General features: G+C 65.6%; 18 protein-coding genes. 17 read left to right on the top strand and 1 reads right to left on the bottom strand.

The annotated features are described in order from the left end of the window. Positions 1-13: 13 nt before the first annotated feature. From rsmH to lpxC, 16 genes are all read left to right on the top strand, one after another. The gene (gene rsmH / locus PXJ20_RS00150; protein WP_017777132.1) at positions 14-955 is read left to right on the top strand and encodes a 16S rRNA (cytosine(1402)-N(4))-methyltransferase RsmH; all 942 of its coding nucleotides are present in this window, start codon (positions 14-16) and stop codon (positions 953-955) included. Beyond that, positions 952-1,308: a cell division protein FtsL gene (ftsL, locus tag PXJ20_RS00145; RefSeq protein ID WP_017777131.1), complete on the top strand. Its 357-nt coding sequence runs from the start codon at positions 952-954 to the stop codon at positions 1,306-1,308. Before rsmH ends, ftsL begins: the two co-directional genes overlap by 4 nt. Beyond that, positions 1,305-3,188, top strand: a complete 1,884-nt coding sequence (locus tag PXJ20_RS00140; RefSeq protein WP_017777130.1) for a peptidoglycan D,D-transpeptidase FtsI family protein — start codon at positions 1,305-1,307, stop codon at positions 3,186-3,188. The genes ftsL and PXJ20_RS00140 overlap by 4 nt, the downstream gene beginning before the upstream one ends. Next, positions 3,185-4,756, top strand: a complete 1,572-nt coding sequence (locus PXJ20_RS00135) for a UDP-N-acetylmuramoyl-L-alanyl-D-glutamate--2,6-diaminopimelate ligase (protein ID WP_421029898.1) — start codon at positions 3,185-3,187, stop codon at positions 4,754-4,756. The genes PXJ20_RS00140 and PXJ20_RS00135 overlap by 4 nt, the downstream gene beginning before the upstream one ends. Then, positions 4,753-6,165, top strand: coding sequence for a UDP-N-acetylmuramoyl-tripeptide--D-alanyl-D-alanine ligase (locus PXJ20_RS00130; RefSeq protein WP_421029897.1), 1,413 nt, complete (start codon positions 4,753-4,755; stop codon positions 6,163-6,165). Before PXJ20_RS00135 ends, PXJ20_RS00130 begins: the two co-directional genes overlap by 4 nt. A 20-nt stretch (positions 6,166-6,185) precedes the next feature. Then, entirely contained in the window at positions 6,186-7,355 is a 1,170-nt protein-coding gene (mraY, locus tag PXJ20_RS00125; RefSeq protein ID WP_017777127.1) for a phospho-N-acetylmuramoyl-pentapeptide-transferase, read from the top strand. Between the two features lie 13 nt (positions 7,356-7,368). After that, positions 7,369-8,892, top strand: a complete 1,524-nt coding sequence (gene murD / locus PXJ20_RS00120) for a UDP-N-acetylmuramoyl-L-alanine--D-glutamate ligase (protein ID WP_277596900.1) — start codon at positions 7,369-7,371, stop codon at positions 8,890-8,892. Next, entirely contained in the window at positions 8,889-10,160 is a 1,272-nt protein-coding gene (gene ftsW / locus PXJ20_RS00115) for a putative lipid II flippase FtsW (protein ID WP_017777125.1), read from the top strand. The genes murD and ftsW overlap by 4 nt, the downstream gene beginning before the upstream one ends. Continuing rightward, on the top strand, positions 10,157-11,281 hold the full coding sequence (gene murG / locus PXJ20_RS00110; protein ID WP_421029896.1) for an undecaprenyldiphospho-muramoylpentapeptide beta-N-acetylglucosaminyltransferase: 1,125 nt from the start codon (positions 10,157-10,159) through the stop codon (positions 11,279-11,281). The genes ftsW and murG overlap by 4 nt, the downstream gene beginning before the upstream one ends. Further along, positions 11,278-12,675 (top strand): UDP-N-acetylmuramate--L-alanine ligase, encoded by a 1,398-nt coding sequence (murC, locus tag PXJ20_RS00105; protein ID WP_413212560.1) that lies wholly within the window; start codon positions 11,278-11,280, stop codon positions 12,673-12,675. Before murG ends, murC begins: the two co-directional genes overlap by 4 nt. After that, positions 12,672-13,610 carry a D-alanine--D-alanine ligase gene (locus PXJ20_RS00100; RefSeq protein ID WP_277596898.1) on the top strand — a complete coding sequence of 313 codons (939 nt, stop codon included), beginning with the start codon at positions 12,672-12,674 and terminating at the stop codon, positions 13,608-13,610. The genes murC and PXJ20_RS00100 overlap by 4 nt, the downstream gene beginning before the upstream one ends. A 52-nt stretch (positions 13,611-13,662) precedes the next feature. Next, complete coding sequence (locus tag PXJ20_RS00095; protein ID WP_421029895.1) at positions 13,663-14,415, top strand: cell division protein FtsQ/DivIB; 753 nt, start codon at positions 13,663-13,665, stop codon at positions 14,413-14,415. 27 nt (positions 14,416-14,442) lie between these two features. After that, positions 14,443-15,675, top strand: a complete 1,233-nt coding sequence (gene ftsA / locus PXJ20_RS00090; RefSeq protein WP_017777120.1) for a cell division protein FtsA — start codon at positions 14,443-14,445, stop codon at positions 15,673-15,675. 128 nt (positions 15,676-15,803) lie between these two features. Next, on the top strand, positions 15,804-16,997 hold the full coding sequence (gene ftsZ / locus PXJ20_RS00085) for a cell division protein FtsZ (protein WP_017777119.1): 1,194 nt from the start codon (positions 15,804-15,806) through the stop codon (positions 16,995-16,997). Positions 16,998-17,268: 271 nt separating this feature from the next. Then, positions 17,269-17,772: a peroxiredoxin gene (locus PXJ20_RS00080; RefSeq protein ID WP_017777118.1), complete on the top strand. Its 504-nt coding sequence runs from the start codon at positions 17,269-17,271 to the stop codon at positions 17,770-17,772. Between the two features lie 265 nt (positions 17,773-18,037). Further along, positions 18,038-18,955 carry a UDP-3-O-acyl-N-acetylglucosamine deacetylase gene (gene lpxC, locus PXJ20_RS00075; protein WP_017777117.1) on the top strand — a complete coding sequence of 306 codons (918 nt, stop codon included), beginning with the start codon at positions 18,038-18,040 and terminating at the stop codon, positions 18,953-18,955. Positions 18,956-19,065: 110 nt separating this feature from the next. Here lpxC and PXJ20_RS00070 read toward each other — a convergent pair whose 3' ends face one another. Further along, on the bottom strand, positions 19,066-19,536 hold the full coding sequence (locus PXJ20_RS00070; protein ID WP_421029894.1) for a DciA family protein: 471 nt from the start codon (positions 19,534-19,536) through the stop codon (positions 19,066-19,068). A gap of 333 nt (positions 19,537-19,869) precedes the next feature. Here PXJ20_RS00070 and secA point away from each other — a divergent pair, with 333 nt between their 5' ends. After that, the gene (secA, locus tag PXJ20_RS00065) at positions 19,870-22,692 is read left to right on the top strand and encodes a preprotein translocase subunit SecA (RefSeq protein WP_421029893.1); all 2,823 of its coding nucleotides are present in this window, start codon (positions 19,870-19,872) and stop codon (positions 22,690-22,692) included. Positions 22,693-22,786 lie beyond the last annotated feature (94 nt).

Raw genomic sequence — 22,786 nt, 5'->3', positions numbered from 1 at the left:
GATGGCATCCGCGATGGGAAATGGATTGCAGCATCGCACGGTGCTGCTGGACGAAGCGGTCGACGCGCTCGTAACGCGCACCGACGGCATCTATGTGGACGGTACGTTCGGGCGTGGCGGCCACAGCCGGGCGGTGCTCGCCAAGCTCGCTGACAAAGGGCGTCTGATTGCGTTCGACAAGGATCCGCAGGCCATCGCGACGGCCGGTGAAATTGTCGATCCGCGTTTCGAAATCGTGCATGGCAGTTTTGCATCGCTGCGTGACGCTCTGGCGGAACGCGGGGTAGGGCGTGTGTCGGGCGTGCTGCTGGATCTCGGTGTGTCGTCGCCGCAGTTCGACGACCCGCAGCGCGGTTTCAGTTTCCGCGCCGAAGGTCCGCTCGACATGCGGATGGACCCGACGCGCGGCGAGTCCGCGGCTGACTGGCTCGCGCGGGCCACTGTGCAGGAGTTGACGGAGGTAATACGAGACTATGGGGAAGAACGGTTTGCTTTTCAGATTGCAAAGGCGCTTGTTGCTCGCCGGGCAGAGTCCGACCGTCTTGGGCCTCTCGTCAGCACGCGCGAGCTTGCCCAAATCGTGGCTAACGTCGTCAAAACCCGTGAGAAGGGCAAGGACCCGGCAACCCGCACCTTTCAGGCTATACGGATTCACGTCAATCAAGAGCTTGCGGAGCTGCAAGTCGTTCTAGAGGCTGCATTGTCGTTGCTGGAGCAAGGGGGGCGGCTCGTGGTCATCAGCTTCCATTCGCTGGAGGACCGGATAGTCAAGCGGTTCATGCAGACGCATTCGAGTGCGCCTGCGCTCGACCGCCGGCTGCCGCTCCGCGCTGTCGACCTGCCGAGCCCGCCGCTCAAGCTGATGGGCCGTCTGTTCGCGAGCGACGCGGAAGTTGCCGAGAACCCGCGGGCCCGTTCGGCCGTGATGCGCATCGCGGAGCGCGTCACGCCATGAGCCGCCTGAACATCTTTCTACTGATCGTTGTGATGGGGTGCGCGCTGTCGGTCGTCAATGCGACGAACCAGCAGCGCCAGTTTTTCATCGCGCTGCAGCGCGCGCAGTCGCAGGAGCGGCAGCTGCAGCAGGATTACGCACAGCTTCAATATCAGCAGAGCGCGCTGTCGAAGACTTCGCGCATCGAACAGATCGCCACCGATTCGCTCAAGATGCAGCCCGTGACGACCGGACGCACGCAATATCTCACCCTCGCGCCGGGCGCCGCTACGGCTGAAGATGCGCCCGTGCAGGCATCGGCGCCGGGTGGGGCCGCGTCCACGCCGGCGAACGGCCGCGGGGTGACGCGATGAAGAAGTCGTCGAAGCGTAGCGTGGCGTTCTCGGCCAACCCGATTCTCTCGGTGCGCCTGCCGATGTGGCGCTCGAAGCTCGTCGTCTTTCTTCTCTTCATGGCGTTCGTTGCGCTGGCCGGCCGCGCGTTCTGGATCCAGGGTCCGGGCAACGCGTTCTATCAGAAGCAGGGCGAGAGCCGCTATCAGCGCACCATCGAACTGCCGGCCACACGCGGCAAGATTCTCGATCGCAACGGCCTCGTGCTTGCAACGAGCTTGCCCGTGCGCGCCATTTGGGCGATTCCCGAATCCGTGCCGGACGACCTGGGCGCCGACAAGCTCGCCGCGCTCGGCAAGCTGCTCGGCATGACGCCGACGGAGCTGCGCGCCAAACTCTCCGAGGACAAGACCTTCGTCTACGTGAAGCGCCAGGTGCCGCTCGACGTCGCGCAGAAAGTGGCCGACCTCGATATCCCCGGTATTTATCAGCGTAACGAGTACAAGCGCTTTTACCCCGAAGGCGAAATCACCGCGCACCTGATCGGCTTCACGAACGTCGAGGACGAGGGCCAGGAAGGCGTCGAGCTTGGCGACCAGAGGATTCTCGCGGGCACGCCGGGCAGCCGCCGCGTCATCAAGGACCGGATGGGCCATATCGTCGAGGACGTCGACGAACTGGCCGTGCCGCATAACGGTCAGGACGTCGAGCTTTCCATCGACAGCAAGATCCAGTACATCACCTACGCGAACCTGAAGGCCGCCGTGGAGAAATTCCGCGCGAAAGCCGGCGCGGCCATGGTGATCGACGTGCGCACGGGCGAGGTGCTCTCGCTCGTCAATTATCCGACCTATAACCCGAACGACCGCTCGCACCTGACCGGCGAGCAGCTGCGCAACCGCATGCTCACCGACGTCTTCGAGCCCGGTTCCATCATGAAGCCGTTCACGGTGTCGCTCGCGCTCGATCTGCACCGCGTGTCGCCGACTACACTGGTGGATACAGGCCCGGGCCGCTTCGTGCTGGACGGCGCCACCATCACGGACGACAGCGCGTTCGGCGTGCTCACCGTGGGCGGCGTGATCCAGAAGTCGAGCAACATCGGCGCGACCAAGATCGCGATGCAGCTGCGGCCCGAAGAGATGTGGAACATGTACACCAGCATCGGTCTCGGTCAGGCGCCGAAGGTCGGGTTTCCCGGCGCGGCGGCGGGCCGTCTGCGTCCGTGGAAAAGCTGGCGGCGCATCGAGCAGGCGACCATGTCGTACGGCTATGGTCTTTCTGCTTCGCTGTTCCAGCTTGCGCGCGCCTACACGGCCATTGCGCATGACGGCCAGATCCTGCCGGTGTCCATTTTCAGGACACCGGGCGATCAGCCGGTCTCCGGTCCGCAGGTGTTCGCGCCGACCACGGCACGCGAAGTGCGCGCCATGCTCGAGATGGTGACGGCACCTGGCGGCACGTCGCCGGATGCAGCCGTGCCGGGTTACCGCGTCGGCGGCAAGAGCGGCACGGCGTACAAGCACGGCGCGCACGGGTACGACCACGGCAAGTACCGTGCGTCGTTCGTCGGTATGGCGCCGATGCCGAATCCGCGCATCGTGGTGGCGGTTTCCATCGACGAGCCCACGGCCGGCAGCCACTTCGGCGGGCAGGTGTCGGGCCCGGTGTTTTCGGGCATCGTCGGCGATACGCTGCGCTCGCTCAACATTCCGCCGAACATGCCCGTGAAGCAGCTAGTCGTCTCCGACGACCCCGCGCAGCAAGCGCAGTCCGGCACGCCCGCACCTGCACCTGTCGCGGCAGCGGCGAAGAAGCTCGCGGGCGGCAAAGAAGCCGGCGGCGCCAAACATATGAAGGTCGCGGAAAACGCGAAGAATCGTCCGGGGGTGGTCCGATGATCGCGCTGGACAAACGGGACCGCGCCGAGCACCCCGCCCATCAGCGGATCGCCGAGGCGCTCGCATGGCTGCGCGCCCATGCGCAACGCGGCGCCGATCTGCACGCCGACACCCGCGCGCTCAAACCCGGCGACGTGTTTCTAGCCTACGCCGTGGACGGCGCCGACAACCGTCCGTTCATCGACAACGCTATCGAGCGCGGCGCGTCTGCCGTGCTGTACCAGCCGGAAGGCTTCGACGGTACGGTCAGCGCCGTCGCCTCGCTCGCGGTACCTGAACTCGACGTGCTGGCGGGCGAAATTGCGAGCGGCTGGTACGGCGACCCGAGCGACGCGATGCTGATGATCGGCGTGACCGGCACCAACGGCAAAACCTCGTGCAGCCAGTGGGTGGCAAGCGCGCTGACCGCGCTCGGCAAGCCGTGCGCCATTGTCGGCACGCTCGGCAGCGGCATGCCGGGGCAACTCGTACACACTGGCTTCACGACACCGGACGCGCCCCAACTCCAGCGCAGCCTCGAACAACTGCGCGCCGGTGGCGCCCAGGCCGTGGGCATGGAGGTGTCGTCGCACGCGCTTCATCAAGGGCGCGCGAACGGCACGGCGTTCGACATCGCGATCTTCACGAACCTCACGCAAGACCATCTCGACTATCACGGCACGTTCGAAGCGTACGAAGCTGCGAAGGCGAGACTCTTCTCGTGGCCGGGGCTGCGCTGTGCGGTGATCAACCGCGACGACGAAACGGGCCGCCGCTTCATCGCTGCCTTGCAAGGCCGTGTGCGCACCATCGCCTACGGCATTGCCGCGACCGGCGAAGCGTCCGGTGCCGCTGCGCAGGTCGCCGACGCCTTCCTCACCGCGAGCAACGTGCGCGCCACCGCGACGGGCACGGCGTTCCACCTGTCGACGTCCGATTGGGGCGCAGCCGACGTCGAAGTGATGACCCTCGGTGCCTTCAACGTCAGCAATCTGCTTGGCGTGCTAGGCGCGCTGCTCGGGGCCGGCGTGCCGTTCGACGCCGCGCTCGCCGAAATCGCGAAACTCGAACCGGTGAATGGCCGGATGCAACGTCTTGGCGGTCGCGTCGATCACGACGAGCCGCTCGTGGTGATCGATTACGCGCACACGCCGGATGCGCTCGAAAAGACGCTGGAAGCGCTGCGTCCCATGGCCGCCGCGCGAGGCGGCCAGCTCGTCTGCATGTTCGGCTGCGGTGGCGATCGCGACGCGACCAAGCGTCCGCTGATGGGCGGCATTGCGGAGCGCCTCGCCGACACCGTCGTCGTCACGAGCGACAACCCGCGCAGCGAAGACCCGGCGAAGATCATCGACCAGATCGTCGCGGGCATGACGAAACCCGACGCCGCGCGCCGCGTCGAAGACCGCGCGAGCGCGATCTTGCAGGCAGTGCGCGGCGCCGCGCGCGAAGACGTGATCGTGCTCGCCGGCAAGGGACACGAAGCAACACAGGAAATCATGGGCAAGAAGCGCGCTTTCTCCGATCAGGATCACGCACGTCTCGCGCTCGCGGCACGTGCGACGCACGTCCGCGGAGGTGGCGAATGACGATGTTCTCGCTGCGCGAAGCGGCCCAACTGATCCCTGGCGCCACTGTGCTTGGCGACGACTCGGTGACGTTCGAGCGGGTTGCCACCGACAGCCGCACGGCCGGCCCGGGCGATCTGTTCGTCGCGCTCAAGGGCGACCGCTTCGACGCGCACGATTTCCTTCCGGAGGTCGCGGCGCGCCACGTGAGCGCGGCGCTGGTATCGCGTAGTCCTGGCGACTGGCGTTTGCCCGCACTGCGCGTGGCGGACACGCGCGTCGCGCTCGGCGCGCTCGCGCACGGCTGGCGGAAACGTTTCACCTTGCCCCTCGTCGCGGTGACAGGCAGCAACGGCAAGACCACCGTCAAGGAAATGATCGCGTCCATCTTCGCGGCAGCCGTGGGTGCGGACGCGCGGCTTGCGACGGCGGGCAATCTGAACAACGACATCGGCGTGCCGCTCACGCTGTTCCGGCTCTCCAGCGCTCATCGTCTCGCGGTGGTCGAACTCGGCATGAACCATCCTGGCGAAACGCAGCTGCTTGCGCAGATCGCCGCGCCGACGGTGGCCGTTGTGAACAACGCGCAGCGCGAGCACCAGGAGTTCATGGCGACAGTCGAGGCGGTCGCGCTCGAACATGCGAGCGTGATTCATGCGCTCTCGCCAGACGGCATCGCTGTATTTCCCGCCGACGACGCCTACGCCAGCATCTGGCGCGTTGCCGCAACGGGCAGCGCCGTGATGGACTTTGCGCTGCACACCGCTGAACGCCAGACGCCTGCCGCCGTGACCGGCACGCTCACCGGCAATCGCCTCGCTATCGAGTCGCAGCAAGGTCGCGTCGAAGTCGCGCTGCAAGTGCTCGGCGCGCACAACGCCCACAACGCGCTCGCGGCGGCAGCGGCGGCGCTGGCCTCGGGCGTGTCGCTCGATGCGATCCGGCGCGGGCTCGAGTCGTTCGTTCCGGTCAAGGGCCGGCTCCAGGTGAAGCGCGCCGCGCTCGGCGATCTGGCCGGCGCCACCGTGATCGACGACACCTACAACGCGAACCCCGATTCCGCCCGCGCTGCGATCGACGTGCTCGCGCAGCAACCGTCACCGCGCGTGCTCGTAATGGGCGACATGGGCGAAGTGGGCGACAACGGCCCCGCGTTTCACCGCGAGGTGGGCGCCTACGCGAAGGAGCGCGGCATCGACGCGCTCTACGCGCTCGGCGGCGCATCGCGCGACATGGTGGCCGCATACGGTTCCGGCGCAACGCATGCGAACGACGTCGGCTCGCTCGTGAGCGCCCTGCTGCAGGCCGGCTTCGGCCCGGCCGCAACGATTCTCGTGAAAGGCTCGCGCTTCATGCAGATGGAGCGCGTGGTGGACGCCCTGACGAGTCCACTCACCCCCGCGTCGGGCGCTGCGCCCGGCGCTCATTGAAGACTGGAAGGACCGAAAGCATGCTACTGGCGCTGGCGCAATGGCTGCAGAATGACGCAAGCTTCTTGCGCGTGTTCAGTTATCTGACGTTTCGCGCGGTGATGGCCACCATCACCGCGTTGTTGATCGGGCTCGTCTGCGGCCCGTGGGTGATCCGCACGCTGACCCAACTGAAGGTCGGCCAGGCGGTGCGCAAGGAAGGTCCGCAGTCGCACCTCGTGAAGTCCGGCACGCCGACCATGGGCGGCGTGCTGATCCTCATCGGCATTGCGGTGTCCACGCTGCTCTGGGGCGATCTCACGAACCGCTTCATCTGGATCGTCATGCTCGTGACGTTCGGCTTCGGCCTGATCGGCTGGGTCGACGATTATCGCAAGGTCGTCTACAAGGATCCGCGCGGCATGTCGTCGCGCGAGAAGTATTTCTGGCAGTCGGTGATCGGCATTTTCGCGGCCGTGTATCTGGCGTTCAGCGTGTCGGAGGCGAGCAACGTGCGCGTGTTCGACCTCTTCATGGCGTGGGTGCGCAGCGGTCTTTCGATGGGCCTGCCTGCGCGCGCCGACCTCATGCTGCCGTTCCTGAAGTCGATCAGCTACCCGCTCGGCGTGTGGGGTTTCATCGCGCTCACCTATTTCGTGATCGTGGGCGCGAGCAACGCGGTGAATCTCACGGACGGCCTCGACGGCCTCGTCATCATGCCCGTCGTGCTCGTCGGTGCCTCGCTCGGCGTGTTCGCCTACGTGATGGGCAGTTCGGTCTACTCGAAATATCTGCTGTTTCCGCACATTCCGGGCGCGGGCGAACTGCTGATCTTCTGCTCGGCGATGGGCGGCGCGGGTCTCGCGTTCCTCTGGTTCAACACGCACCCGGCGCAGGTCTTCATGGGCGACGTGGGCGCGCTGGCGCTGGGCGGCGCGCTCGGCACCGTCGCCGTGATCGTGCGGCAGGAGATCGTGCTCTTCATCATGGGCGGCATCTTCGTGGCGGAAACGCTTTCCGTGATGCTTCAGGTGACGTGGTTCAAGTACACCAAACGCCGTTACGGCGAGGGCCGGCGCATCTTCAAGATGGCGCCGCTGCACCACCATTTCGAATTGTCCGGCTGGAAGGAAACGCAGGTCGTGGTGCGTTTCTGGATCATCACGTTGATGCTGTGTCTGTTCGGTCTGTCCACCCTCAAACTGCGGTAAGGGAAAGCAAGCAATGTTTGGCGAGAAGTTTCGGGATCGGCAAAAGCCGATGGTGCTCGTGCTGGGGCTCGGAGAATCCGGCCTCGCGATGGCGCGCTGGTGCGCGCGGCACGGGTGCCGGCTGCGCGTGGCGGACACGCGCGAAGTGCCGCCCAATCTCGCCGCACTCGAAGCCCATGGCGTGGACGCCGATTTCGTCGGCGGCGCGTTTTCGACGGCATTGCTCGAAGGCGTGGAGCTGGTCGGCATCAGCCCGGGGCTTTCGCCGCTCGCGCCGGATCTCGTGCCGCTCATCGCGGCCGCGCGCGAGCGCGATATTCCCGTCTGGGGCGAACTCGAATTCTTCGCGCAGGCATTGAAGACGCTCGGCGAGAGCGGCTATGCGCCGAAGGTCATCGCCATTACGGGCACGAACGGCAAGACCACCACGACGAGCCTCACGGGCATCCTGTGCGAGCGTGCGGGCAAGAAGGTGGCGGTGGCGGGCAACATTAGTCCGGCAGCGCTCGACAAGCTTTCGGACGCCATCGACCACACCGCCTTGCCCGACATCTGGGTGCTCGAGCTGTCGAGCTTCCAGCTCGAAACGGCGCACACCTTCGCGCCGGACGCGGCGGCGGTGCTCAACATCACGCAAGACCATCTCGACTGGCACGGCGGGCTCGACGCCTACGCCGCCGCGAAGGGCCGCATCTTCGGACCGCAGACGGTGCGTGTGCTGAACCGCGACGACGCGCGCGTCATGGCGCTCGCCCCGGCCGCAGAGTCCCAGAAAGACAGCGCACCGGTCATCACGTTCGGCGTCAACGAGCCGCAACGCGACGGCGATTACGGCGTGCTGCGTGAGAACGGCATGCTATGGCTCGTCGCAGCAGAAGATCGCGACGCGACCGACGAACCTGTGTCGCCGCGACGTCGCAAGCAGGAAGCGGCCGCGCCGGCCAACATCGCCCTGAAGCGCTTGATGCCCGTGGACGCGCTGCGCATCCGCGGCTTGCACAACGCCGCCAACGCGCTTGCCGCGTATGCGCTCGCCCGCGCCATCGGTCTGCCGGGCGCGCCGCTGCTGCACGGGCTGCGCGAGTACCGCGGCGAGCCGCATCGGGTGGAACTGATTGCGTCGATCGACGGCATCGATTTCGTGGACGACAGCAAGGGCACGAACGTTGGCGCGACCGTGGCCGCACTCGACGGCCTCGCGCAACGCACGGTGCTGATCGCCGGTGGCGACGGCAAAGGCCAGGACTTCGAGCCGCTCGTCGCGCCCGTCACACGCTGGTGCCGCGCCGTCATGCTGATTGGCCGCGATGCGCCGCAAATTCGCGCGGCGCTCGAACACACCGGCGTCGCGCTCTCCGATCACCCGACGCTCGAAGCCGCCACGCGTGCCGCCACGGCGCTCGCCGAACCCGGCGACGTGGTGCTGCTGTCGCCCGCCTGCGCGAGCCTCGACATGTTCAAGAACTACGCGCACCGTGCCGCAGTATTCCGCAGCACGGTCGAGGACATCGCAGCCGAACGGGGGACGACGATATGAGCTGGTCCGAACGCTTCGGTTCGAGGCTTGCCAAGGAGCGCGGCAGCGCGGGCGGTAACGCCGTGCCGCGTTCGGGCGGCGTGCGCGGCGGCCTTGCGAGCGCGGTCAACGGCGTACGCGGCGCACGTTCGCGCATGCTCGACTACGACCATTCGCTGCTGTGGGTGGTGATCGCGCTGCTCGGGCTTGGCGTCGTGATGGTGTATTCGGCGTCTATCGCCATGCCCGATTCGCCGAAGTACGCCTCGTATCGCGACTACGCGTTCCTCGTGCGCCAGATCATCTTCGTCGTGATGGGGGCGGTGGCGGGCATCGTCGCGTTTCGCATTCCGGTTTCCACGTGGGACAAGTACGCGCCGAAGCTCTTTCTGGTCGCGCTGCTGAGCCTCGTGATCGTGCTGATTCCGCACGTCGGCAAGGGCGTGAACGGCGCGCGCCGCTGGATTCCGCTCGGCGTGACCAACATGCAGCCGTCCGAAATCATGAAGCTGGCCGTGACCATCTACGCGGCCAACTACACGGTGCGCAAGCAGGAATACATGCATAGCTTCGCCAAAGGCTTCCTGCCGATGGCGTTTGCCGTGGGCGTGGTGGGCGCGCTGCTGCTGCTCGAACCTGACATGGGCGCCTTCATGGTGATCGCGGCCATCGCCATGGGCGTGCTGTTTCTCGGTGGCGTGAACGGCAAGCTGTTCGGTGGTCTCGTGGCGACGGCGGTCGGCACCTTCACGCTGCTCGTGTGGGCGTCGCCGTGGCGGCGCGAGCGGATCTTCGCGTACCTCGATCCGTGGGACGACCGCTACGCACAAGGCAAGGCCTATCAGCTCACCCACTCGCTGATCGCGTTCGGGCGCGGCGAGTGGTTCGGCGTGGGCCTGGGCGGCAGCGTGGAGAAGCTCAATTACCTGCCCGAAGCGCACACCGACTTCATCCTCGCCGTGATCGGCGAAGAACTTGGGTTCGTCGGCGTGATGATCGTGATCCTGCTCTTCTACTGGATCGTGCGGCGTTCGTTCGAGATTGGCCGCCAGGCGCTCGCGCTCGACCGCACGTTCGCTGGTCTGATGGCCAAGGGCGTCGGCATCTGGTTCGGCGCACAGACCTTCATCAACATGGGCGTGAACCTCGGGCTGCTGCCCACGAAGGGGCTCACGCTGCCGCTCGTGAGTTACGGCGGCTCCGGCATTCTGCTCAACTGTGTCGCGGTGGCCGTGCTGCTGCGCGTGGACTACGAAAACCGGGTACTGATGCGCGGAGGCAAGGTATGACCACTCCACGCACGCTCATGGTGATGGCCGGCGGCACCGGGGGACACGTGTTCCCCGGCCTCGCCGTCGCGCATCGCATGCAAGCGTGGGGCTGGCGCGTGGTCTGGCTCGGCAACCCTGGGGGCATGGAGGCATCGCTCGTGCCGAAGTACGGCATCCCGATGGAGTACGTGCGTTTCGGCGGCCTGCGCGGTAAAGGTCTCAAGACGAAACTGATGCTTCCCGTGAACCTGCTGCGCGCGTGTATGCAGAGCCTTACGGTGCTGCGTCGCGTGAAGCCCGACGTCGTGCTCGGCATGGGCGGCTACATCACGTTTCCGGCCGGCGTCATGACGGCGCTCTCGGGGCGGCCGCTCGTGCTGCACGAACAGAACTCGATTGCCGGGCTTGCCAACAAGGTGCTCGCGAAGCTCGCAAGGCGCGTGCTCGTAGCGTTCCCGAATGCATTGCCGCACGCTGAATGGACCGGTAATCCGATTCGCGAAGAAGTCGCGCACCTGCCGGAACCGACGGCGCGCTATGCCGCTCGAAGCGGCCCTTTGCGGCTGCTCGTGGTAGGCGGCAGCCTCGGGGCCGCGGCGCTGAACGAAGTCGTGCCGCGCGCCCTGGCGCTGCTTGCGCCCGGCGAGCGTCCGCAGGTCGTTCACCAGGCCGGCGCGAAGCATATCGAAGCGCTGCGTGCGAATTACGCGGCGGCAGGCCTCATGTCCGATGCGTCGTCCGATTCCTTTTCCGGCGCGAGCGTGCAGCTCGTACCGTTCATCGACGACATGGCGAACGCCTACGCGAACGCCGATCTCGTGGTCTGCCGCTCGGGCGCCATGACCGTTGCGGAGATCGCGGCGGCGGGCGTCGCGGCTTTGTTCGTGCCGTTCCCGTTCGCCGTGGACGATCACCAGACCACCAACGCAGCGTTCCTCGCCGATCAAGGCGCGGCGCTCGTCGTGCAACAACGCGACTTGTCGGCGGAAAAGCTCGCCGACTGGCTGCGCAGCCAGACCCGCGAGAGTCTCGCGCAGATGGCGGAGCGTTCGCGCTCGCTCGCGAAACCGGATGCCACCGATCAGGTCGCACGCATCTGCGCGACCGTGGCGGGCGCGAGCCCAGAAGGAAAGCAATGAAACACATCGTCAAACACATTCATTTCGTCGGCATCGGCGGCGCGGGGATGAGCGGCATCGCAGAAGTGCTCGTCAATCTCGGCTACCAGGTGAGCGGCTCGGACCTCACCCGCAACGCGGTGACGGACCGGCTCGCCGCGCTCGGCGCACGCATCGCGATTGGCCACGACGCAGAGAACATCGAAGGGGCGAACGCCGTAGTGGTATCGAGCGCCGTGCGCAACGACAACCCCGAGGTGCTTGCCGCGCGCCACCGTCACGTTCCGATCGTGCCGCGCGCCGTGATGCTCGCGGAACTGATGCGGTTGAAGCAGGGCATCGCCATTGCCGGCACGCACGGCAAGACCACGACCACCTCGCTCGTGGCGAGCGTGCTCGCGGCGGGCGGGCTCGATCCGACCTTCGTGATCGGCGGCCGGCTGATCAGTGCGGGTGCGAATGCGCGGCTTGGCACGGGCGACTTCATCGTCGCGGAAGCGGACGAATCCGACGCGTCGTTCCTGAACCTCTTTCCGGTGATCGAGGTCATCACGAACATCGACGCGGATCACATGGACACCTACGGCCACGACTTCGCGCGGCTCAAGCAGGCGTTCATCGAATTCACGCACCGGTTGCCGTTCTATGGCATCGCGGTGCTGTGCGTCGACGACCCGAACGTGAAAGAGATCCTGCCGTTCGTCTCGAAGCCGATCATCCGCTACGGTTTCGCGGCCGACGCCCAGGTGCGCGCCGTGAACGTCGTCGCGCACGAAGGGCGCATGCATTTCACGGCGATGCGCGAAGACGGGGCGCCGCTCGACATCGTGCTGAACCTGCCCGGCACGCACAACGTGCAGAACGCGCTCGCGGCGATTGCGATTGCGACTGAACTCGAAGTCGCCGATGCCGATATCCAGCGTGCGCTCGCCGAATTCAACGGCGTGGGCCGGCGCTTCCAGCGCTACGGCGAAGTGCCGGTGGCCGCGGGCGGCACGTACACGCTGATCGACGACTACGGCCATCACCCGGTGGAGATGGCGGCGACCATCGCGGCCGCGCGCGGCGCCTTTCCCGAGCGGCGCCTCGTGCTCGCGTTCCAGCCGCACCGCTTCACGCGCACGCGCGACTGCTTCGAAGATTTCGTCAGAGTGCTGTCCACTGTCGACGCGCTGGTGATCACCGACGTTTACGCAGCCGGCGAGGCGCCCATCGTGGCCGCCGACGGCCGCGCGCTCGCTCGCGCGATTCGCGTGGCGGGCAAGGTCGAACCGGTGTTCGTGGAGACCGTCGACGAAGTGCCGGAGGCGCTCGCGGCGCTGGTGCGCGACGGCGACGTGGTGATCACGATGGGCGCGGGCTCGATTGGCGGCGTGCCGGGGCGGCTTGCCCAGTCAACGGAAGGTGTGAAATGACGAGCAGTATCGATCCGAAACAGTTCGGCAAGGTGGCGGTGCTGCTTGGCGGCGTGTCCGCCGAGCGCGAGGTGTCGCTCAATTCGGGCCGCCTCGTGCTGCAGGGTTTGCGCGCGGCAGGCATCGACGCGCATCCGTTCGATCCGTCCGAGCGGCCGCTTTCGGCGCTGAAGGACGAAGGCTTTGTGCGCGCCTTCAATGCGCTGCACGGCGGCTATGGCGAAAACGGGCAGATCCAGGGCGCGCTCGATTTCTACGGCATCCGCTACACGGGTAGCGGCGTGCTGGGTTCGGCGTTGGGCCTCGACAAATTCCGCGCGAAGCTCGTGTGGCAGCAACTCGGCATTCCCACGCCACCGTTCGAAGCCGTGATGCGCGGCGACGACTACGCTGCGCGCGCCGCCGCCATCGTCGCGAAGCTCGGCTTGCCGCTCTTTGTGAAGCCGGCGAGCGAGGGTTCGAGCGTCGCCGTCATCAAGGTGAAGACCGCCGACGCGCTGCCGGCCGCCATCGCCGAAGCAGCGAAGCACGACAAGATCGTGCTCGTGGAAAAGAGTATCGAAGGTGGCGGCGAGTACACCGCCTGCATCGCGGGCGATCTGGATCTGCCGGTCATTCACATCGTGCCCGCGGGCGAGTTTTACGACTACGACGCGAAGTACATCCTCGACACGACGCAGTATCTGATTCCGTGCGGACTCGCGCCTGAACTGGAATCGCGTTTGAAGGTGCTCGCGCGCCGCGCGTTCGAGGTGCTGGGCTGCACGGACTGGGGTCGCGCCGATTTCATGATGGACGGCGCGGGCAACCCGTACTTCCTCGAAGTGAACACGGCGCCGGGCATGACGGATCACTCGCTGCCACCGAAGGCGGCGCGCGCAGTCGGCATCAGCTATCAGGAACTGGTGGTGAAGGTGCTCGCGCTCACGCTGTGAGCGGTGGGCAGAAGCACAACAGACATTTGACGCAGACAAAGCAACATCGCACATGTGGAACAACGTTCGCCAGCTCAACCTCGCCACCAGCGCGCTGCACCTGCTGTTCGTGGTGGCGCTCGTCCTGGCGGGGGCGCTGTGGCTGGTGCAGCGCCCGAGCTTCACGTTGCGCGAAATCCGGATCGACGGCGACACCGAGCACATCAACGCGCCCACTGTGCGGGCGAGCGTGATCGGCAAGCTGAAAGGCAATTTCTTCACCGTGGACCTGGACGCGGCACGCCAGGCGTTCGAGCAGATGCCGTGGGTGCGTCACGCGAGCGTGCGTCGCGTCTGGCCGAATGCGCTGGCTGTCACGCTGGAAGCGTACAAACCGTTGGGAACGTGGGGCAGCGATCAGCTCGTGAGTGTGGACGGCGAGCTCTTCACCGCGAACCAGGGCGAGCTGGATCAGGACCTGCCGTCCTTCGACGGACCGGACGGCACCGCGCAGGAAGTCGTCGCGCGCTATCACGATTTCCAGAAGTGGTTTGCGCCCATCGGCGCGACGCCGGAAGACGTGACACTCTCGCCGCGCTACGCGTGGACAGTGAAGTTGTCGAACGGCATGCAGGTGGAGCTGGGCCGCGAGCGCAACAGCGACACGCTCGCAGATCGCACGCGGCGCCTCACGGCCGCATGGCAGGCGGTGACGCAACGCTGGGGGAAGGATATCGAGTATGCGGACTTGCGCTATCCGAACGGTTTCGCGATTCGTGCAGCGGGCATGCGTTTCATCAGCGAACCCGTCAAGGGCAAGAAGTAACAGGACATCACACGCAACGAGCACGCTATGAGTAAAGACTACAAGGATCTGCTGGTCGCCCTCGACATCGGGACGTCGAAGGTGGTGGCCGTCGTCGCCGAACTGAAGGGCGAGGGCCACTACGAGGTGATCGGCCTTGGACAGAGCGAATCGAAGGGGCTCAAAAAGGGCGTCGTGGTGAACATCGAGGCCACTGTGCAGTCTATCCAGCGAGCGCTCGAAGAAGCGGAGCTGATGGCCGACTGCAAGATCACGAACGTCTTCACCGGTATTGCGGGCAGCCACATCCGCAGCTTCAACTCCAGCGGCATGGTGGCGATCAAGGAGAAGGAGGTCACGCAGGCCGACGTGGCGCGCGTGATCGAAACCGCGAAGGCGATCAACATTCCGACCGATCAGCAGGTGCTGCACATCCTCACGCAGGAATTCATCATCGACGGTCAGGAGGATGTGCGCGAGCCGATCGGCATGAGCGGCATTCGCCTCGAGGTGAAGGTGCACATCGTGACGGGCGCGGTGAGCGCGGCGCAGAACATCGTGAAGTGCGTGCGCCGCTGCGGGCTCGAAGTGAACGATCTGATCCTGCAGCCGCTTGCGTCGTCGCTCGCAGTGCTGACGGAAGACGAGAAGGAACTGGGCGTGGTGCTCGTGGATGTGGGCGGCGGCACGACGGACATCGCGATTTTCAGCGAAGGCGCGATCCGCCACACCGCGGTGATTCCGATTGCGGGCGACCAGGTGACGAGCGATATCGCGATGGCGTTGAGAACGCCGACGCCCGACGCCGAGGACATCAAGGTGAGCTACGGGATCGCGAAGCAGGCGCTGGCCGATCCCGACGAAATGATCGAAGTGCCGGGGCTCGGCGAGCGCGGTCCGCGCACGCTGTCGCGCCAGGCGCTGGCGGCGGTGATCGAGCCGCGCGTCGAAGAACTCTTTTCGCTCGTGCAGCAGGTGGTGCGCGAGTCGGGCTACGAAGAACTGCTGAGCTCGGGCGTCGTGCTGACGGGCGGCGCCGCGATGATGCCGGGCATGGTCGAGCTGGGCGAGGACATCTTCCTCAAGCCCGTGCGCATCGGCGTGCCGGAATACGCGGGCGGCCTGGCGGACGTGGTGCGCAATCCGCGTTACTCGACGGCGATGGGCCTGCTCGTGGAAGGGCGCGCGCAGCGTATGCGCGGGCGCAAGGTGGCGGTGCAATCGGGCTCGATGAGCCAGGTGTTCACGCGCATGAAGGATTGGTTCCTCGGCAACTTCTGAAGCGAAGGGGCGAGGCAAAGGTTTCAGAAATACGCGCTGGTGCCGGCGGCCGGCGCGCGACAGGAGGTTGCCCGATCTCCTGCCGGATAACGGCCGAGTGGCAGCATTTTTTTCTTGACGGAGGCAACATGGAATTCCAGATGCTGGAAACGGAAACCAACGGCACCATCATCAAGGTGGTGGGTGTTGGTGGCGCTGGCGGCAACGCCGTGCAGCACATGATCAACCGCGGCGTGCAAGGCGTCGACTTCATCGTGATGAACACGGACGCCCAGGCGCTGTCGCGCTCGCGTGCACCGTCCGTGATCCAGCTTGGCATGACCGGTCTTGGCGCCGGCGCGAAGCCGGAGATGGGCCGCGCGGCAGCCGAAGAAGCTCGCGAGCGGATTGCCGACGCGCTGCGCGGCGCGCACATGGTGTTCATCACGGCCGGTATGGGCGGTGGCACCGGCACGGGCGCGGCACCCGTGGTCGCCCAGATCGCGAAAGAGATGGGCATTCTGACCGTGGGCGTGGTGAGCAAGCCGTTCGAATTCGAAGGCGGCAAGCGCATGCGCGTGGCAGAAGCAGGTTCGCAGCAACTGGAGGATCACGTCGACTCGCTGATCGTCGTTCTGAACGACAAGCTGTTCGAGGTGATGGGCGATGACGCCGAGATGGACAAGTGCTTCCAGTGCGCGGACGACGTTCTGAACAACGCGGTGGCCGGCATTGCCGAAATCATCAACGTCGATGGTCTCGTGAACGTCGACTTCGAAGACGTGAAGACGGTGATGGGCGAGCAGGGCAAGGCGATGATGGGCACGGCCACGGTGGCCGGCGTCGATCGCGCGCGCCTTGCGGCCGAACAGGCCGTGGCGAGCCCGCTGCTGGAAGGCGTGGATCTGTCGGGCGCGCGCGGCGTGCTGGTCAACATCACGTCGAGCCGTTCGCTGCGTCTGTCCGAAACGCGCGAAGTGATGAACACCATCAAGAGCTACGCGGCGGACGACGCCACGGTGATCTTCGGTGCCGTCTACGACGACGCAATGGGCGACGCGCTGCGCGTCACGGTGGTGGCCACGGGCCTTGGCCGCGCGAGCAAGAAGCAGCAATCCGCACCGATGACGCTGCTGCGCACCGGCACGGACAACCAGCCGGTCGCGGCCGTGCAGCACTCGTACGCGCCGCAGCAAGGCAACATGGCGGACTACGGCGCGCTCGACACGCCGGCGGTCTGGCGTACGTCGCGGGACACCGCGGCTTCGCACGTGCAGGCGCTGCAGGAGAAGGGCGTCGACACGTACGACATCCCGGCGTTCCTGCGCAAGCAGGCGGACTGACACGCCCGCGAGCACGTTCAGCCGCGGCGCGGTAGTATCGCGCCGTGATTGCTGACGGCACGCCGGCGTGGCGGCGAAACGCTAAACGAAGGCCGCGTTCCGTCCGGACGCGCGGCGCGTTGCCGTCTCCTGCGCTTTTGCGAGGGACGAAGGCAGACGCGACTGCGTGAAACGGTGACGTTCGCGCGACATTCGTGAGGTGAACCGCCGTGCCGATGACAGCGTGCTGTGTGCGTGACGGAATGCAGCGCATCGATGTGAAGGACGAGCGATGATCAAAGTGGGTGAAAGGCTGCCTGATGCGACGCTCTTCGAGTTTGTCGAAGATGCGCGCGAGGGCTGCACGATCGGGCCGAACAGTTTCGACGTGCAGGAAGCAACGCGTGCGAAGCGCGTGGTGATCTTCGGATTGCCAGGCGCGTTCACGCCGACCTGCTCGGCGAAGCACGTGCCGGGTTACGTCGAGAAGGCCGACGCGCTGCGTGCGGCAGGTATCGACGAAATCTGGTGCGTGTCGGTCAACGATGCGTTCGTGATGGGCGCGTGGGGACGCGATCAGCACACCGCGGGCAAGGTGCGCATGATCGCGGACGGCAGCGCCGTTTTCACCCGAGCGCTCGGTCTGGATCAGGATTTGTCGGCACGGGGCATGGGAATTCGTTCCCAGCGCTATGCGATGGTGGTCGACGACGGCGTGGTCAAGACGCTCCATGTCGAAGCACCCGGCAAGTTCGAAGTCAGCGACGCCGCGAGCATTCTCGCCACGTTGAGCTAGCCGCAGCCGCGTCCGGCAAAGGCGCGTGGTGGTCGCCGTTGTGCGCCGCCAACGCTTGTGCCGTGTGCGGATGTGACGGGCTGTAACGCGGGCCGATGGCCGGAAACGCCTCCGTTCCGGTCGTCGGCCCGTCACGCTTGGCTGGACGTAATAGCGGGAAACAGATTGTCACGGCCTGTGAAACGACGGGTCAGACGGTTTGGAGTATAATCGACGCTATGAGTTAAAATCCGCGATTGGGATTTTCAATCGAAAATAAGACACCATGTTGAAGCAGCGCACCATCAAATCGATCGTCAAGACCGTCGGCATCGGCTTGCACTCGGGCCGCAAGGTCGACCTGACGCTCCGTCCCGCGGCGCCGGACACGGGCATCGTCTTTTCGCGCGTGGATCTGCCCACGCCGGTGGATATCCCCGCCTCCGCGATGGCGATCGGCGATACCCGGCTGGCCTCGGTCCTGCAAAAGGATGGCGCGCGCGTCTCCACGGTGGAGCACTTGATGTCGGCGTGCGCGGGTCTGGGCATCGACAACCTGTACGTCGATGTCACCGCCGAAGAAATCCCGATCATGGATGGCAGCGCGGCGTCGTTCGTGTTCCTGATCCAGTCGGCGGGCATCGAGGAACAGCCTGCGCTGAAAAAGTTCATCAAGGTCACGAAGCCGGTTGAGATTCGCGAGGGCGACAAATTCGCGCGGCTCGATCCGTATTTCGGCTTCAAGCTCAAGTTCACCATCGACTTTCGCCATCCGGCCGTGGACAAGACCGGCCAGGCGCTCGAAGTCGATTTCGCGACCACCTCGTATGTCCGCGAAATCGCGCGTGCCCGCACGTTCGGTTTCGCTCACGAAGTGGAAATGATGCGCGAACTGGGCCTCGCGCGCGGCGGCAGCATGGACAACGCCATCGTGCTCGACGAGTACCGCATCCTGAACAACGACGGGCTGCGTTACGACGACGAGTTCGTCAAACACAAGATGCTCGACGCGATCGGCGACCTGTATGTGGTCGGTCATCCGTTGCTGGCTTCGTACACCGCGTACAAGTCTGGGCATGGCCTGAACAACGCGTTGCTGCGCGAGCTGCTCGCGCACGAAGACGCCTACGAAATCGTCACGTTCGAAGATACGCAGAAGGCACCGCGCGGTTTCGGCTACGACGCCCAGACGGCATTCGCTTGACGGACGCCGCTTCGGGCGTTTGCCCGAGGCGTCCCGGCTTCTTTCCGCTCGCTTCGCCCGTGTGGCCGCCCGTGTGGCCATGTGGCCCATTCTCCGGGCGAACCCATTCCCTATTTCTTCAAATGCCGCGCGGCCATTCTGGCCAGCGCGGCCTGCAGCGGCGACGGGCTCAGCGCCTGGCTCAACTCGTGCAGCGCCGTTGCGCCCGCAGGCGTCATGCGTGCCTCTTTGACGGGCGGCGGCGCCTTCATGGCCTGCGGCCGCACGCGGATGCGCAGCGATTCCACCGCCCATCCCCGTTGCTGAAGGTCGGAAAGAAGCCGTGGCTCCAGGTGCCGCAGCCGCGCCGCGAGCGCGTTGTGTGCCGCGAACAGCACCAGTACGCCTTCCTTGATGAATCCGGGTTCGACGCTCGCCGCGAGGTACTCCGGCAGTAGCCGGGACAGATCCCGCTCCATTGCCGCAATCTGCTCGACGCCGGCGCGCAGCGGTGCGAACGCGTCCGTGCGGCTCAACACCTCGGCGACGGGCTGCGGCAGGCGGGGGGCGGATGGCCTTGAAAACGGCGAAAATCGGCTCATGTCCTTGTCTGGGTGGGCAACGTGAACGGCAGCACAGCGAGGCACGGGAACGGTGCGGCGTGCGTTGAAGCGTCGAGCTTTCGGGTGGCCCGATTGTAGCGCGGCACCGGCCTTGCAGGCGCTGTCCGGCAAGCCTTTGCGGCGGCCCGAACGGTGCCGAACGGTGCCAATAGGCCCGGCCCCGCGACCCAGACCTGACACAGGCGCAGACAGGGGCGCGTGCTAAAATGCCCGATTCGAATTCACTACTGGACTTAAGCCGCCGAGGTCCTTCCGCTCCGGGTGCATTTGGCAAGCATGCCCGGCCGAAAGCCGCGACGCAGAACCGATCCGATGATCAACGGTTTCCTACAGAAGATTTTTGGCAGCCGCAACCAGCGTCTGATCAAGCAATATCAAAAGACCGTCGCGGCCGTCAATGCGCTCGAACCGAAGATCGAGCAATTGACCGATGAGCAGTTGCGCGCGAAGACGGACGAGTTCCGTCAGCGCGTTGCGAATGGCGAGTCGCTCGATCAACTGCTGCCCGAAGCCTTCGCGGTGTGCCGCGAGGCGAGCCGCCGCGTGCTCAAGATGCGCCACTTCGACGTGCAGCTGATCGGCGGCATGGTGCTGCATTACGGCAAGATCGCTGAAATGCGCACGGGCGAGGGCAAGACGCTCGTCGCCACGCTGGCCGCTTACCTGAACGCGCTGTCCGGGCGCGGCGTGCACGTAGTCACGGTGAACGACTACCTCGCTCAGCGCGACGCCGAGTGGATGGGCCGGCTCTACAACTTCCTCGGGCTCTCCGTGGGCGTGAACCTGTCGCAGATGGATCACGCGCTCAAGCAGGAAGCCTACGCGGCGGACATCACCTACGGCACCAACAACGAATTCGGTTTCGACTACCTGCGCGACAACATGGTCTACGAGACCGAGGCGCGGGTGCAGCGGCCGCTCAATTTCGCGGTCGTCGACGAGGTGGACTCCATCCTGATCGACGAAGCCCGCACGCCGCTCATCATCTCGGGCCAGGCCGAAGACCACACCGACCTCTACGTGCGCATGAACGCGCTGCCGCCGCTGCTTGAACGGCAGATCGGCGAAGAGCGCGCGGACGGCACGGGCGTCGAAAAGCCGGGCGACTACACGCTCGACGAGAAGGCGCGCCAGGTGTTCCTCACCGAGTCTGGCCACGAGAAGGCGGAACGCCTGCTCGCCGAGTGGGGCCTCATCGGCGAGGGCGAGAGCCTTTACGCGCCGCAGAACATCACGTTGATGCACCACGTGTACGCGGCACTGCGTGCACATACGCTGTTCTATCGGGACCAGCACTACGTCGTGCAGAACGGCGAAGTGATCATCGTCGACGAATTCACGGGCCGCCTGATGCAGGGCCGCCGCTGGTCAGATGGCCTGCACCAGGCCGTGGAGGCCAAGGAGCACGTCAAGATCCAGAGCGAGAACCAGACGCTCGCCTCGATCACGTTCCAGAATTACTTCCGCATGTACGCGAAGCTGTCGGGCATGACCGGTACCGCGGATACGGAAGCGTACGAGTTCAACGAGATCTACGGCCTTGAAACCGTCGTGATCCCGACCAACCGGCCGCCGAAGCGGATCGACCTGCAGGATCAGATCTACAAGACCGCGAAAGAGCGGTACGACGCGGTGATTCGCGACATCCGCGATTGTCATGAGCGTGGCCAGCCGGTGCTGGTCGGCACGACGTCGATCGAGAATTCGGAGCTGCTGTCGAACCTTCTCCAGAAGGCGGGCCTGCCGCACGAAGTGCTGAACGCGAAGCAGCACGCGCGCGAAGCAGCGATCGTCGCCGAAGCCGGGCGTCCAAAGCGCATCACGATCGCCACCAACATGGCCGGTCGCGGTACCGACATCGTGCTGGGCGGCAACGCCGAAAAGCAGGCGGCGTTCCTCGAAGCGGACGAATCGATTCCGGCCGACGAAAAGGCGCGCCGCATCCAGCAACTGCACGACGAATGGCAGGCCCTGCACGACCAGGTGAAGGCGGCGGGCGGTCTGCACATCATCGGCACCGAGCGTCACGAGTCGCGCCGTATCGACAACCAGCTGCGCGGTCGTGCCGGCCGTCAGGGTGATCCGGGCTCGTCGCGCTTCTATCTGTCGCTCGACGATCCGCTCTTGCGCATCTTCGCGGGCGACCGCGTGCGCGCCATCATGGACCGCCTCAAGATGCCGGAAGGCGAGGCGATCGAGGCGGGCATCGTCACGCGTTCCATCGAGTCGGCGCAGCGCAAGGTCGAGGCGCGCAACTTCGATATCCGCAAACAGCTGCTCGAATACGACGACGTTTCCAACGACCAGCGCAAGGTGATCTACCAGCAGCGCAACGAGCTGCTCGAGGCGCAGGACATCACCGAAACCATCGGTGCGATGCGCCACGGCGTGGTCACGGATCTCGTCCGGCAGTTCGTTCCGCAAGGCAGCATCGAAGAGCAATGGGACGTGCCCGAACTCGAAGAAGCGCTGCGTAACGACTGGCAGCTCGACCTCGCGATTCAGGAGATGATCAACGAGTCGCAGTCGATCGATGCGGACGAGATTCTCGAGGCCGTACTCGCCGCCGCGGACGAAACTTACGAGCACAAGGTGGCGCTCGTGGGCCGCGAATCGTTTAGCGCCTTCGAGCGTTCGATCATGCTGCAGACGCTCGACCGCCACTGGCGCGAGCACCTCGCCGCGCTCGACCACCTGCGCCAGGGCATCCACCTGCGCGGCTATGCGCAGAAGAATCCGAAGCAGGAATACAAGCGCGAGGCGTTCGAACTCTTCGCGGCCATGCTCGACGCGGTCAAGCATGAAGTGACGCGGATCGTGATGAACGTCCAGATCCAGACGCCGGAGCAGCTCGAACAGGCGGCGGAGCAGTACGAAGAGGAAGGCAGCAGCCACCTGGAAAACGCCGAGTTCCGTCATGCCGAATTCGCCGAAGCGGCCGCTGTCGCGGCTTCTGCGGCGCCGGCTGCAGCGGACGCCGCTGCGTCGATGGTCGATCACGCCATGCAGTACGGCTCCGCGCAGGACAACCCCGTGCCGAAGGCTGCGCCCGCTGTCGCCAAGGTGGGCCGCAACGATCCCTGCCCGTGCGGCAGCGGCAAGAAGTACAAGCAGTGCCACGGCAAGATCGGCTGATGGCGAACGCGGCGCGTCCTTCATGGCGCGCCGTTTCGTCTCATGCCGCGCTGCGCCGTTGAGACTCCGGCGGCCTGGACTTTGTCCGGGCCTT

Origin of the sequence: Paraburkholderia sp. A1RI_3L (assembly GCF_048957895.1) — a bacterium.
GTDB classification, from domain to species: domain Bacteria; phylum Pseudomonadota; class Gammaproteobacteria; order Burkholderiales; family Burkholderiaceae; genus Paraburkholderia; species Paraburkholderia kururiensis.
The sequence above is the reverse complement of the archived record's forward strand: the minus strand, read 5'-3'. Positions and strand labels throughout refer to the sequence as shown.

Coding starts and splice junctions, on each gene's coding strand:
- rsmH (WP_017777132.1), top strand. CDS start 14: ATGGGAAATGGATTGCAGCATCGCACGGTGCTGCTGGACGAAGCGGTC.
- ftsL (WP_017777131.1), top strand. CDS start 952: ATGAGCCGCCTGAACATCTTTCTACTGATCGTTGTGATGGGGTGCGCG.
- PXJ20_RS00140 (WP_017777130.1), top strand. CDS start 1,305: ATGAAGAAGTCGTCGAAGCGTAGCGTGGCGTTCTCGGCCAACCCGATT.
- PXJ20_RS00135 (WP_421029898.1), top strand. CDS start 3,185: ATGATCGCGCTGGACAAACGGGACCGCGCCGAGCACCCCGCCCATCAG.
- PXJ20_RS00130 (WP_421029897.1), top strand. CDS start 4,753: ATGACGATGTTCTCGCTGCGCGAAGCGGCCCAACTGATCCCTGGCGCC.
- mraY (WP_017777127.1), top strand. CDS start 6,186: ATGCTACTGGCGCTGGCGCAATGGCTGCAGAATGACGCAAGCTTCTTG.
- murD (WP_277596900.1), top strand. CDS start 7,369: ATGTTTGGCGAGAAGTTTCGGGATCGGCAAAAGCCGATGGTGCTCGTG.
- ftsW (WP_017777125.1), top strand. CDS start 8,889: ATGAGCTGGTCCGAACGCTTCGGTTCGAGGCTTGCCAAGGAGCGCGGC.
- murG (WP_421029896.1), top strand. CDS start 10,157: ATGACCACTCCACGCACGCTCATGGTGATGGCCGGCGGCACCGGGGGA.
- murC (WP_413212560.1), top strand. CDS start 11,278: ATGAAACACATCGTCAAACACATTCATTTCGTCGGCATCGGCGGCGCG.
- PXJ20_RS00100 (WP_277596898.1), top strand. CDS start 12,672: ATGACGAGCAGTATCGATCCGAAACAGTTCGGCAAGGTGGCGGTGCTG.
- PXJ20_RS00095 (WP_421029895.1), top strand. CDS start 13,663: ATGTGGAACAACGTTCGCCAGCTCAACCTCGCCACCAGCGCGCTGCAC.
- ftsA (WP_017777120.1), top strand. CDS start 14,443: ATGAGTAAAGACTACAAGGATCTGCTGGTCGCCCTCGACATCGGGACG.
- ftsZ (WP_017777119.1), top strand. CDS start 15,804: ATGGAATTCCAGATGCTGGAAACGGAAACCAACGGCACCATCATCAAG.
- PXJ20_RS00080 (WP_017777118.1), top strand. CDS start 17,269: ATGATCAAAGTGGGTGAAAGGCTGCCTGATGCGACGCTCTTCGAGTTT.
- lpxC (WP_017777117.1), top strand. CDS start 18,038: ATGTTGAAGCAGCGCACCATCAAATCGATCGTCAAGACCGTCGGCATC.
- PXJ20_RS00070 (WP_421029894.1), bottom strand. CDS start 19,536: ATGAGCCGATTTTCGCCGTTTTCAAGGCCATCCGCCCCCCGCCTGCCG.
- secA (WP_421029893.1), top strand. CDS start 19,870: ATGATCAACGGTTTCCTACAGAAGATTTTTGGCAGCCGCAACCAGCGT.